Here is a 13,579-nt window from a genome sequence, read left to right as displayed (position 1 = left end):
GCTTTATTTTTGCGACAATAATTTTATAAGTTGCTATATTCTTCATAGATTATGCATAGGAAATAACATATATTAATGCATTTTCACTTTTTGTCTATAGATTAATTTACGCCATAGTGCCTCTAACGGTCCTTGCTTCCATTTCGATAACCAAATTTCAGCTATAATCATTTGCACGATAATAATCCCAGTGGCAATTAATACACCTGTAGCAACGCTAACCTTCCCATACCAGCCAAAGCCAAATTGATAGAATAGGCAAGTGCCAATAATAGATTGCATAATATACATTGTTAACGACATACGTCCAATATTTGCAAAAGGCCGAAGCAGCTTTGGTACAACTGGCGCTAAGCATAGCAAGACAATCACAGCCGCATAGCCCACTGAAAGCACTGGACCACCTATGTACACCTTCAAATAATCAAATAAATACGTACGTGTAAACATAATCGGTAAGCTTTTAACAGCAATTCCAATAGCCAAACCAGCTATTGCGAGTGTTAGCCATAGCCATTTTTGTTCTTTTGCTCGTTCTACAAGCTGCCACTTTGAGGCAGCTGCACCAACTAGCATATATGGTAAGATGGTGAACAATGCCATAAACCACATTCCTATTCCTGCTTGAACAGATAAATCTGTTAAGCGCTGCAGCAAGGCATCTCCCCAACTGCCTGTACCATAAGCCGTAATAGCATTTTCGACAGCTACAATATTTAAATAATTATCCACCTCTCCATTAACAGTCAGAAAGCCTAGAGCAAACAGCATCACAGCTTGCATAAGACCATTAATGATAAAAGCAATGGATATTAACCAAATAGGACGTAATCGTAGTAAAAGCACTAAAAAAACACCACAAAAGGCATACATCATTAAAATATCGCCCCACCAAATGAGCACAGCATGGATAACACCAAAAGCAAATAATATGGCAAGCCTTCGAAGCCCTAGTGTATAAAAGTTTTGTGCGCGGCTCTGTGCCTTTTGCCATTGCATTGCAAGTCCATACCCAAATAGCATTGCAAATAATGGATAAAAACTACCTTGCACATAAATATCTAAGTTTTGCTGCCAAACAATATCAGATGGTGCAGTAAACCACGATGCCAAATCAATATGGGGCATCGGTAAATAAAAAGCAAACATATTTACGAGTAAAATACCTACCAAGCTAACACCTCGTAAAATATCTAATGCTGCAATTCGTTCCTGCAACATTGTTGGTTTTAACTCCACAAAATAAACCTCCTCTGTCATCTAAACAATGACACAAGCAGAGCCAATAGCTAGAGCGCTCTGCTTGTATCCTCCCTACATCTTTTTATGCCTGTACGGTTTGTCCATTATCAAATAAATATAATATTTTATCACTTACTGTTATATGCAAAATTGCTTCAATTGCCTCGCTATAAACACGAAGCTGCACCGCATAACGCTCTAGCATTTCTTTTGAGAGTGCAGGCTCCTTAGCAAAATGCGGTTGAATACGGTCCGTTTTATAATCGAGTAACACCCAATGACCATACTGATCCTCAAATAAGCAATCAATAATCCCCTGCACAATTTGCGCATCGCCATCTTCGTCGACTCGACTAATTGTAAACGGCATCTCCCTCCGTATTTGCTTTGCCTGCTGAAAGCGTTGCCCAATATCCGTAGTAAAGAAATGAAAAACCTTTGCTATTGGAACAATTGCTCCCTCAGCTTCTGTTAAAAGCTGTTTTGCCACTAAATCCGCCACAAAGCTTTTCACGTCCTCAAGATGATGGAAGCCATGCTGCGGAACGTGCTGCATAACTGTATGGACAGCCGTCCCTATCTCAGCACCAGTTAGCTGCTGCTCCTGTAAAAATGATGGTCGTGGTGCAATGGAAGTCGTAGTCTGCTTAGCAGGTGCTGCAAAGTAAAATTCAGGCTCTTCCTGACGCTGTAAATTTTCTAAGCGTTTAATTTCACTAACAGATGTTTTTGAGCGTTTTCTTGTTGATTTTTGATAGGCATATTGTGCTTGGAAGCGTGTCGTTATTTCAGATAATAATGCCTGATCTTCTGGCATTGCCAGCAGCTGCTCTACCTCATCCTCTAATACCTCTATTTCATATGAATACTGGCTTGTATCAATCGCTTGTACCGACCAATGTGAATGATTCTCCAATGCCTTATATGAGGATGTAGCGACTGAGGCAAAATCCGCATGCCTTGCCACGGCTGGTCCAATCCAATCCAAATAACTATTAGCTCTAGCACGCAAATATTCCTGTAGCGGTGCATCTAGTGGCAAGCTTTGTGCCTCCTGCCAGCGATCACGTGTTTTATCCCAATTTTTCACGGAACCTACTAAAATGAGCCGTTCCTTGGCACGTGTCATCGCTACATATAAAACACGCATTTCCTCTGCGCGCATTTCAAGCTCCTTTTTCTCCTTTAATGCTAAAAAAGGCAGTGATGTATACATAATCCGATTGTCTGGATCAATCGCCTTTACAGCTAAGCCAAAATCTTGGTCAAATAAATACGGCTGATGAAAATCCATCTTATTAAATGGACGTCCCATTCCTGCTACAAAGACTACTGGATATTCCAATCCTTTTGAAGAGTGAATGGTTACAAGTCGTACAACATCATCCTTTTCACCAATGGATTTGGCTGTCCCTAAATCATCTCCACGTGTACGCATTCGGTCAATAAAGCGTAAAAAGCGGAATAATCCTCGAAAGGCCGTTTGCTCGTACATTAATGCACGATCATGTAAGATACGTAAATTCGCCTGCCGCTGCTTGCCATTTGGCATCGCGCCAACCATTTCATAATAATGGGTATCTAAATAAATCTTCCAAATTAAATCTGATAATGAGCCACGGCGTGCTAAATCTCGCCAATTCTCAAAAGCTAACATAAAACGTTGTAGTTTCTCAAACGTAATAGTCTGTACACCATGCCCCTCACTGCGAATAAACTGTCGTAATGCATCATAAAAAGGCACTTTAGGGTCAGCTAAACGAATTTTAGCTAGCTCATTTTCTGTTAAGCCAACAAAAGGCGCACGCAAAACAGAAGCTAATGGAATATCTTGATAGGGATTGTCAACAATCTTTAGCACATTTAACATAATCATTACTTCAAGTGCATCAAAATAACCTTTGGAGGACTCCGCATATAACGGGATACCTGCCAGCTTAAATTCCTCCACTAAATCAGTCGACCATGTCATTGAGCGCATTAAAATGACAATATCACTATATTTCAACGGCCGCTCTGTCTTTGTTTTTGTATCATAAACAGTTGTACCCTCTGCCATCATTTGCTGGATACGCTTAATAATAAAGCGTGCCTCATACTGTGACTTTTTAAGCTCCTCTAGCTCAGTAGCCTCATTTGTAATTTCCTCAGCCTCTTCTGCATCCTCCTCCTGTGGAGGATGTAGCACTGCAAGCTCAACAGGAATTTCCTGATGATCATAAGGTGCTGCTGGCTTTAATGATGCATTATCATCGTATAAAATTTCGCCAACACGCTCACTCATTATTTGTGCAAAAATATAATTTGTAGCATTGAGCACCTCTTTACGACTTCGGAAATTTGCGTTTAAGTCGATACGCATCCCCGTTTCTGTAGGCATGTCCACAAATTCACTATATTTTCGCATAAAAAGCTTTGGTTCAGCTAAACGGAATCGATAGTAGAGTAGGAACCCAGCGCCTTGCTACATTGCTGTAGTAGGTTTCCGAGAACCCCTCCCCGAACCGTACGTACTCCTCTCAGAGTATACGGCTCTCCACTTATAACAAATCTATCTTTGTTTATGAATTTCTTTATGACATTTATCACATACGACTAGTGTTTTTCTTTGTTTAGCGAGTATCGAGCCTGACTGTCTCCATATAATTCGCATTGTTTTGCACTAAGTCGTTTTTCTAAATCATTTCTGTCTTGATATACATATAAATTTGGTAGTTGGTCTATTTCTGATTGGAAGATTTCTTTCTTCTTTTCAAAACCATCTTTATAGAAATAGGCTATTCTTTCCCCTTGCTTTGTTTCATACTTCACTCCCCAGTACTTGCCTTGCCTAAACTTAACCTTCATTTTTGAAACTGTGGATTTGTATTTATTCGCAAGTGTTTTCAGACAGCTATATTCCATCACATAGCGCAATTGCCACATTTTTTCACTTACATTTTCTGCTAGCGCATAATAATTATACAAGCCACGCAGTTCTGCATTATATGTTTCGATGATTTCTAAAGCAGAAAGTCCAACTAATCTAGGTCGATGCAACATATCCCATTGTTTCGCATCAATATCTTTGACCATTTTATTTTTCACAATTACTTTTTCAATCGTTCCTTTAGGAATGCGTAATTGTACATATCCTTTATATTTACGTTTTACTACACCGTTTTTGTCTTTCGCCATACTTAAATCATGGCTAATCGAAATATCGTAGCTTAAAAATCTTGCAAACTTTGTATTATGTGTAATGAGTGTTTTTTCTTCTGATAATTCGAGTTGTAAACAGTCTTTCAAGAAGTCTTTCATTGCTTGTTTTAAGCGGTCACAATCCTCTTTACTACCATTTACACCAACAATAAAATCATCTGCATAACGCACATATTTCATTGCTTTATACGTATCGGTATTTGGTTCATAGTACGGTATATCAAGCAATATTTTTTTATTCGCCTTATATTCTTCAATCATCTGTTGTCGTAAATTTTCATCTTCTGTCGCATTAATCTTTTTATGCAAACGTTGGTTACGCATATCATATTTTCGGTATTCTGTATTTCGTTTGCGCTTTTTTGGTTCTCCTAAGTCAAATGAAGGTTTTAATTCATTTTCGACATATTCATCAAATTCATTTAAATAAATATTTGCGAGTAATGGACTGATAATTCCGCCCTGTGGAGTTCCACTGTACGTTTTCTGAAATCGCCAATCTTCAACGAATCCTGCTTTTAGGAATTTCCACATAAGACGAATAAACTTTTCATCTTTGATTCGTTTACGCAAAATATTGATGAGCACTTGATGATTAATGTTATCGAAAAATCCTTTTATGTCACCTTCAATGAACCAGTTTACACCCGTAAAGGTTTTCTTAATTTCAACTAATGCTGTATGACAACTTCTTCTCGGTCTAAAACCATGTGAATGATTTGAAAAATTTGGCTCATAGATTGCTTCTAAAAGCATACGACAAACCTCTTGTACTAAACGGTCTGTAAATGTAGGGATACCAAGTGGTCTTGTATCACCATTCTTTTTTGGGATATGAATGCGACGTACAGACTTTGGTTGATAGCTTTCATCTTTTAATGATTCAATAATTGCTTGAATCTTTTCTTCACCAAATCCATCTGCTGTTTCTTCGTCGATACCTTTTGTTGCACTACCTTTATTTTTATATATCTTTGTATAGGCTTTTATATAAAAATCTTCGTTGTATAAATGTCTGTACAGACGGTCAATTTGAAAACCGTCCTTCATTGCTTGTTTCGATAGATTGTATAAGACAATTTCTGAACTTTGCATAGAGCATTTCGCTCCTTTCTTTATTGTTTTATACGTTATAAGCTGCTCCCCTTCGCCATGTAATAGGCTTTCCCTATCTCAGACTACTACGAGAGCTCCGTTACCATATTGGATATTCAGTACCTTTGTACATAGCCTAATGGCATTCCAACTTAGGTAATCCCCATTTAGTATATTGTATACAGGCTCAATTCATTGTCGGAAGGAACGTTCATCCTTTTCTTCACTCTTGAAGTGTGTCTATTCTTTCGTCAATCAGAAACTAGACTACGCCTCAATATATAGCGCTCGTCCATGTTCAGCCGCAAGCATTTAATACGCTGAACAGAATAGATTCTAGGTTTCAAACGGTTTCCTAGATGGTTCCAACATGACCCCACTCGGACTGTTCTTCAAGCAGTTTAGCCTTCTTCCTCATATGAATTTTTTATATCTCGCCATTCAGTCGTAGCCTTTCCGTTTAGGCTAACTTATGACTTTAACCGACATGCTACACTCCCTCTTTGGTTTCCCGCCAAGATAAGTCGGCTGATATATAAACCGTTTCTGTAGTTTATTCACCGCCAAATGGTGAAGTATACAATACCCTTATGGGCGCACAATGCTCTGTTTCACATCGCCAACCATAAACAGATTGCCATCCTGCTCGTCACCTGTTTTTACAAGCTGTAAAATTGTTTCCTGTAATAAATTCACGTCCTGATATTCGTCTACAAGCACTTCTTTAAAGCGCTTTTGCATATCTAATGCTACTGGAGAGGGCTGTAGCTTACCGTCAACCTCCACTGTTAAAATTTGCAGTGCATAATGCTCTAAATCTGAAAAGTCGATAATACCCCGCTCTAGCTTTGCCAGCCTGAATTGCTCGCTAAAAGCAGTTGTTAATTCTACCAAGGTTGTAATTGTTGGAGCCATTAACCTTATTTCCTCAAGCAAGCGTGCTGGTGTGCGAACAAAATAGGTTTCTTTAATATTGTTGATAATTTTTTTAGCAGCATCTCGCTTTTTCTTGGCAAGCTCCTGTAGCTCTGCATCAACTAAAGCATCCTTGGATACTCGCTTTAATGTAGACCATTTTACCGTTGCAAAGTAATCAAATAGCTCCTGCCATGTACCATCCTGACTAATGCGAATCCCTTCTTGAATCATAGCAAAATCAATTTCAGCCGTTTCTGCATATGGTGCTGGCCCGGCTGGCTGCAATGTAAGCTCGCGCATTTCTGAAATAAGAACAAAGGCTTCCTCTAAACTATGGCGAACAGTCAATTTAACGTATTGCGATAGCGCTAAATCATCAATTGTAATATCCTCAGCTAAATCATAGGCTTGTGGCAAGCTCCGTAGCCATTTTTGCGGCTCTGCATGGACACGAGAAGTATCATAAAGCTTACTAATCAGCGTTTCAATCGCTTGGTCATCACGATCTGAGGTAAAGCTATCAACAAGGCGATAAACGGCTTGCACTTGTGCCTCATCCTCAACATCATACGCTGCTTCTAGCACCTCTGCTAACGTATCATCTCTTAATAAAGCAATTTCAGCTTCATTGGCAATCCGAAAGCCTGGATCAATATCAAGCAAATAAGCATATTGCTTCACAATGGCTAAACAGAAGGAATGCAATGTTGAAATCTGTGCTTTATTGACAAGGCTAAGCTGGCGTCGTAAATGCTGAGAGGTCGGATTTTTTTCGATGGCCTTTTCCAATGCCTCTGCCATCCGATGACGCATTTCAGCAGCCGATGCATTCGTAAAGGTTACAACAAGCAGCTCATCTACATTAATCGGATTTTCGGTAGCAATTACTTTTTCAATCATTCGATTAATCAGTACCGCTGTTTTCCCAGACCCTGCTGCAGCCGATACAAGCGTATCCTGACCGCTGGCATAAATCGCCTTCCATTGATCATCCGTCCATGTAACATCTGCTGGCTTTACAGGAATTGTTTGTCCCATATTACTCCATCTCCTTCCGAATTTTATCAACAATTTCATTCGGGTTTGCCTGTACTAACTGGCGGTAGCTTTGCTTTCCATCAGTTGGATCAAACTGACAAACCGCGGCAAATTGACAATAATCACAGGCTGTTTTTGTTTTTAATTTATATGGGCTAATGTCTGTATCGCCAGCTAAAATACCATTCCCCGCTTCCTGATGCTTGCGTCGTACAAAGTGCTGTAGATTTTTCATATCATTAACAGCAACGATACGTGATTGTGACGCAGAGGGTGTCCCATCTTTTTTCATATAAACAGGAATAATTTTAGAATGTCCGCTCTTTTCCTCTAGCTGTTCATCCATTGATAAAATAGCCTCAGCATTTTCAGAAAGCAGACCTTTCATTTTATATTGCTTTAAACGATCTTCCTCTATTTCGCTATCTGTTAAATCTTTATCAAGCTTTAGCATCGGATTGTGGACATGGACATATAACACACCAGCTGGCTCTGTATCATCTGATAGCCAATAGGAGCTATTTTCCATTGCCACATCTAGATATGTTAACACTTGTAGAGATAATCCATAATAAACTTCATTTAAGTCCAAATCACGAGCGGATGATTTATAATCAACGATACGTAAATACGAGCGATTATCAATTGTTGCACTATCCACTCGATCAATACGTCCTCGCATAAACATTTTCTTACCACCAGATAAATCAATTTCAAGCGGTGGTAGCTGCTCATTTTGTCCTGGTCCGAATGATGCCTCAATGGCAATCGGCTTAAAATGCGAAACATTGGCATGCTGTGTGAGTGCTGTCATTGTTCGTTCCACAATACGAATCAGCTTGCGTTGAATATAACGATAACGCGCACTCGATAGTAAAATTTGATGCGAAAATACAGGCACAATTTGCTCTACAGCTTGACGTGCTAATTGTTGAATTTGCTGCTTTGTTAAGCGTATCCATGATAGCTGCTGACGATGTGTTTCCTCTGTAATCCACTTTAAAGCCTCATGGAATAGATCGCCTATTGCAAAGGTTTCTAAACGATATTCAGCACGTTCCTCTAAGCGCAGCCCATATGTTGTGAAATGAGAGAATGGACATCTAAAATATTTTTCAATACGTGAAACACTCGATGTGAGCTTTTGCCCATATAGCTCCTGTGTAATATAAGCTTCTAGCGGCTCCGCCTTATTTTTATGTGTAATTGGATAACGTACACGTTCAAAAATTAGTGCCCAATATGGGTCTTGCTTATAAAATTTTTGCAATGCTAGCCATTCTGGTGCTAGTTCACGACTATGCTCAGCCTGACGCAGCTGCACCATTAAATGCGCTAAGGCTGTACGTGGATGACGTAAATATGGTAAAACATCACCAGCCAATAATTCAATTGGGTCCATAACAACACGTTCCACAGCAACATCACTTAATAATCCAGGTGTGCTAGCGTTGCCAATTATTTTTTTTATATAGATGGAGGCTAACAATGCCTTGCCTTCTTCATCTGCTGTAGGGTATGTCATATAAAGCTTATCGGATGGTGTTGTCACAGCACGATAAAATAGGAAATTTTCCTGCAATAAGCGATTTGTAGATGTCGGCGCAAGCTCATAGCCAATTTGACTAAACCATTCACGCTCTGTATCTGATAATAAGCCCTCATACTCCATTCGAGTTGGATATACACCATCATTCATGCCTACAACAAAAGCTATTTTTATATTGGATAATCGGGCTAAATCCACAGTTGCCACCATCACTTCATCTAGTGTAGGCGGAATTCTTGAAAATTCTAATGTATCGAAGCCTTCATCTAAAATTTTAGCGGCTTCCTGTACAGACATCTCCTGCTCACCAAACATATAAACAAATTGATCCAGCACAGCTACCCATTCCTGCCATGCCTGCTCATGCTCACTTGCTGCTAATGCATCGCCTCGTTCAAGCTCACGACCCTTCAAGGCTTGAAGCTTATCATAAACTTGTAATGCCTCCATAAATTCAAATAATGCTGTTGCTATTGCTCGACCTGTTTGTACTTGTTCAAGTTGATTTTGTAGATTTTTTAATGGTTGACGGATTTCATCGCGAATCGCCTCGATTTCTATCTGCATTGCTCGTTCCTCATCCGTTTGTACACGCGAATGAAACTCTAAGCCACGATATTTTTTATAAAACCAACGCGGCTCCTCAAACCAACGTTCTCCATAAATGCCCTGTGCTAAGCAATAATTTTCTAAACGATCAGCACGTTCACGCCATACTGTTAGTTCCGCATGTAATGGGAAAAATAAATCTGTTTTGACACTTCGAAAAACAGGCTCATATTTCCAATTAGATGTTATAACCTCCAATGCAGAACGACTTAGCTCAATTAATGGATGATGCAACATCGTCTTTTTTGTATTTGTAAAAATAGGAATTTCATATTGCTGAAAAATACTGGTAATCAATGGATCATATAACTCTGCTTGGCGATATAGTAATACAATATCTTGATAACGATAGCCATCTTCTCTTGTTAGCTTTGTTATTTCCCGGGCAATGGCATGCACCTCTGCTCGACGATTAGATGCCTCAAATACCTGTACATCTCCTGAGGTTTTTTTTGTTTGTGGCACTATATCAGCAAATCTTGCCTCTATATGCTGTAAATCATTGGAATAAAATCGTCTTGTATGATGAAAATGGATAGGCGCATCAACTTCAATGCCCTCCTCCTTGGCAATATCATGAAGCCGTTGATTGGTTAATGCCGCCTCATGAAATAAGGCTTGCTCATCAAATGCCTCATCTATATGATCAAATGGCAGCACAACTGTTACTTGCTTTGTCACCTTTAATAATTCACGCACAAGCTCTAGCTCCCGCACAGTAAAGGCAGTAAAACCATCAATATAAATCGTTGCCTGCTTCATTGTATCAGCATATTTTAATTGCTCTGTTAAAATTGGATAATAGCCTTCACTATCCACATAGGTTGTTCCAAGTCGCTCCTCTAATGCCTGCAAAACAACATGTAAATCATTTGTTTTAGCCTGTAATGTATGAGGCGCATCAATCACCTTTAAAGATGCTGTTACTTCCTCTAAAACAGCGCTATTGACACTATATCGGCTAAATTCTTTTAGTAGTGTTTCAATTTCCTCTGTAAAGCCACGCTTACCAGCAGCTTGTCGGAATAAGGAGAATTCGCTTTGTTGTTCCTCTAATAATTTACGAATTAGCATGCGATAGCCATAGCCATTTACCTCTTTACGAGCAATCCCGCCTGTTTCCTGTAACACAAGCCATGCTAAGCGTTTAAATGTCATGACCTGTGCCCGAATTAAGCCTTGTACGTCATGCTTATTTGTTAGTTCATATTCTGTAGAATAGGACATTTGGTCAGGAACGATTATAAAAATAGGATGACCTAATGGGTCTGTCTTTAATTGCTCGACAATTTCCTTATAAATAAAAGCTGATTTCCCTGTTCCCGAACGCCCCGAAACAATACGCAATGTCATGAGCTTTTCCCCCTTTTGATTGTTGATTACATTATTGAGCGGCTTGATTACTTTTGAATAGCTATCTTAAATTTTATCGAAAAAAGCTATGAAATACTATCTAGCAAGCTTTATTAAATAAAAGTGGCCTCTTCGCGAAAAAGAGACCTGTACATCAACTATTAACTTGCATGTTTATCTTGTTTTTTTGGCAAATTTCGCGCTTGTCGCAAATCTCGTTCAACACGAGCATTCAAACGCTTCTCCATCAACTTGCCTACCCACCATAAAATCACAATCGCAACAGCTGCAATTACCAATCTTACAGGACTTGTTAGTAATGATTTTAAATCATAGCCAAGTACACTCATTCCTAAAATCATGACAAACTTTCCAGCTAATAAAACGATTAAGTAAAACTTTTTATGAATATGGGACAGTCCTGCGACAATATTAACAATAACAGATGGTGTAAAAGGAAAACATAGCAGAACGAACAGAGGGCTAAGACCATTCATATCCACCCATTGAATAAGCTTCTGTACCTTTTTACCGCCTGTTAAAAATCGCAACTTTGGATGCTTCCCAAAACGACGGACAAGCAAAAATACCACATAGGACCCTGCTACAGAGCCTAACCAAGATAATAAAAACCCTATCCATAATCCAAATGCACTTGCATTGGCAACAACAAACACCACTAATGGTAGAAATGGTAAAAATGCTTCTAGAAACGGTAGCAATAAACCAATAATTGGACCTAGTGTTCGATACTGTGCCGCAATTTGTTCTATATTTTCTACAGTAAACCATTCACTCACTATTGACACCTCTATTTATACTGTAAAATTAAATGTAAAATAGTTAGCCCTTCTGCTGTATTTCGATACTCATGAGGTTGATGCCCTGAGAATACTAGTGTATCCCCTTCATCCAGTAATTCATGCATATCTCCAGCAGAAATCATAGCTTGTCCTTTAATAACGATTACAGTTTCCTCTACCCCTTCTGTATGAGCTTCACTCCTGCTTACTGCTCCAGGTTCCATTTCAACCTTATAAAATTCCCAGCCCCTCTCAGGACTATAGGGGATAATCGAATATACACGATAACGCCCCTCATCCTCATCCACATGTGGTGCATCCTTGCTACTATAACGTGTGTAATGAGCTGTTGGTGGCTGTAGTAAAGAAGAAAAAGAAATACGCATACCCGCGGCAATTTTCCAAATCGTTGATACAGTGGGATTTGCCTCACCCTTTTCAATTTGAGCAAGCTGTGCCTTACTAACACCTGTTGCCTTTGCTACATCATCTAAGCTGACATGACGCTGCTGTCGAATTCTTTTTAATTGGAAGGCTAAGTTTCGACTCATTTGTTCCATTGTTATTCACCAATCTCTATTGTTTATTTTATCAGACAAATGTATACTTTAATAAACACATCTAACTATCAAACTATTCTATCAATAGTATACATTGATTTTTTAAGAAAGGATGACCTATTTTATGACAAGTACAACAGAGCCGCACCACGATACGGCAAGCTCCCTTAACGATAGCTTTTTACAAGGTGTTAAGGATTGTATTCCTACTTTGCTCGGTTATATTAGTATAGGACTTGCATTTGGTGTTGTAGGTTCCGCTTCAGGGCTATCCGTGCTTGAAATTGCACTGCTAACGATTCTCGTTTATGCAGGGTCTGCGCAATTTATCTTTTGTGCATTGCTTTTAACAAGCAGCCCTGCTTCTGCTATTATTGTAACCATTTTTGTCGTTAATTTACGCCATTTATTAATGAGTTTAACATTAGCACCTCATTTTACACGCTATTCTATGCTAAGAAATGTTGGGTTCGGAACATTATTAACAGACGAAACCTTTGGGGTAGCTGTGACAAAACAAATGCAAACAGGTAAATTATATGGCAAATGGATGGATGGCTTGAATGTAACAGCCTATATTTTTTGGATTTTGTCCTGCCTTGCAGGTGCTTTTTTAGGGCAATGGGTAGCAAATCCTGAAAAATGGGGATTGGACTTTGCGTTAATTGCGATGTTTATTGCACTGTTAGTTTTACAATTGAGCAGTATCGGACAAAGCAAAATTATGCACTATATTAAGTTAATTGGCTATATGGCACTCATTATGTACGGTCTCTCCTATATCGTTCCTTCCCATGTAGCGGTACTATTAGCAACAGTCATTGTTGCAACAATTGGGGTGGTGACGGATAAATGACAACAACCTCTTATATGGTATGGCTTATTATTGGCTGTGCAGTTGTTACATGGCTACCGCGTGTCATTCCATTTATATTTGTACGTAGTGTTACACTGCCAGACGTTGTTCTTAAATGGCTTAGCTTTATTCCTGTGTGTATTTTAAGCGCTCTTGTTATCGAAAACTTATTGGATACCGAAAGCGGCAAAGTCGTAACACTTGATTGGCCTATTTTTGTAACATTTGTGCCTACCCTAATTATTGCCCTTGTTACCAAAAGCTTATCCATTACAGTTGTCGCAGGCGTTATAATTATGGCAGTAGTGCGATTCTTTATGTAAAAAGGTCAGTCCCATCACGAAGATAGGACTGA

The 13,579-nt window shown here is 39.1% G+C and carries 6 protein-coding genes and 3 pseudogenes; 2 read left to right on the top strand and 7 right to left on the bottom strand.

Annotation, left to right across the window (positions count from 1 at the left end; all coding sequences use genetic code 11):
• Positions 1-72: 72 nt before the first annotated feature.
• The 7 genes and pseudogenes from MHB42_RS03610 to MHB42_RS03580 form a co-directional block, all read right to left on the bottom strand.
• Positions 73-1,239 carry a DUF418 domain-containing protein gene (locus tag MHB42_RS03610; RefSeq protein ID WP_340804430.1) on the bottom strand — a complete coding sequence of 389 codons (1,167 nt, stop codon included), beginning with the start codon at positions 1,237-1,239 and terminating at the stop codon, positions 73-75.
• An 85-nt stretch (positions 1,240-1,324) separates the two neighbouring features.
• Positions 1,325-3,682, bottom strand: a pseudogene (gene addA / locus MHB42_RS03605) (helicase-exonuclease AddAB subunit AddA); the annotation flags it as partial.
• 111 nt (positions 3,683-3,793) lie between these two features.
• Positions 3,794-5,538 (bottom strand): annotated as a pseudogene (gene ltrA, locus MHB42_RS03600) (group II intron reverse transcriptase/maturase).
• Between the two features lie 594 nt (positions 5,539-6,132).
• Positions 6,133-7,494, bottom strand: a pseudogene (locus MHB42_RS03595) (UvrD-helicase domain-containing protein); the annotation flags it as partial.
• Between the two features lies 1 nt (position 7,495).
• A complete protein-coding gene (gene addB, locus MHB42_RS03590) occupies positions 7,496-11,005 on the bottom strand; it encodes a helicase-exonuclease AddAB subunit AddB (protein WP_340804428.1) in 3,510 nt (1,169 codons plus the stop codon).
• 161 nt (positions 11,006-11,166) lie between these two features.
• Positions 11,167-11,805: a TVP38/TMEM64 family protein gene (locus tag MHB42_RS03585; protein WP_340804426.1), complete on the bottom strand. Its 639-nt coding sequence runs from the start codon at positions 11,803-11,805 to the stop codon at positions 11,167-11,169.
• Positions 11,806-11,816: 11 nt separating this feature from the next.
• Positions 11,817-12,368, bottom strand: coding sequence for a helix-turn-helix domain-containing protein (locus MHB42_RS03580; protein ID WP_340804424.1), 552 nt, complete (start codon positions 12,366-12,368; stop codon positions 11,817-11,819).
• Positions 12,369-12,492: 124 nt separating this feature from the next.
• Between MHB42_RS03580 and MHB42_RS03575 the strand changes: the two genes are divergently transcribed.
• Both MHB42_RS03575 and MHB42_RS03570 read left to right on the top strand, forming a co-directional pair.
• Positions 12,493-13,224: an AzlC family ABC transporter permease gene (locus tag MHB42_RS03575; RefSeq protein ID WP_340804423.1), complete on the top strand. Its 732-nt coding sequence runs from the start codon at positions 12,493-12,495 to the stop codon at positions 13,222-13,224.
• Positions 13,221-13,547, top strand: a complete 327-nt coding sequence (locus MHB42_RS03570) for an AzlD domain-containing protein (protein WP_340804422.1) — start codon at positions 13,221-13,223, stop codon at positions 13,545-13,547. The genes MHB42_RS03575 and MHB42_RS03570 overlap by 4 nt, the downstream gene beginning before the upstream one ends.
• Positions 13,548-13,579 lie beyond the last annotated feature (32 nt).

This window comes from Lysinibacillus sp. FSL K6-0232 (genome assembly GCF_038008325.1).
Classification (GTDB): domain Bacteria; phylum Bacillota; class Bacilli; order Bacillales_A; family Planococcaceae; genus Lysinibacillus.
The sequence above is the reverse complement of the archived record's forward strand: the minus strand, read 5'-3'. Positions and strand labels throughout refer to the sequence as shown.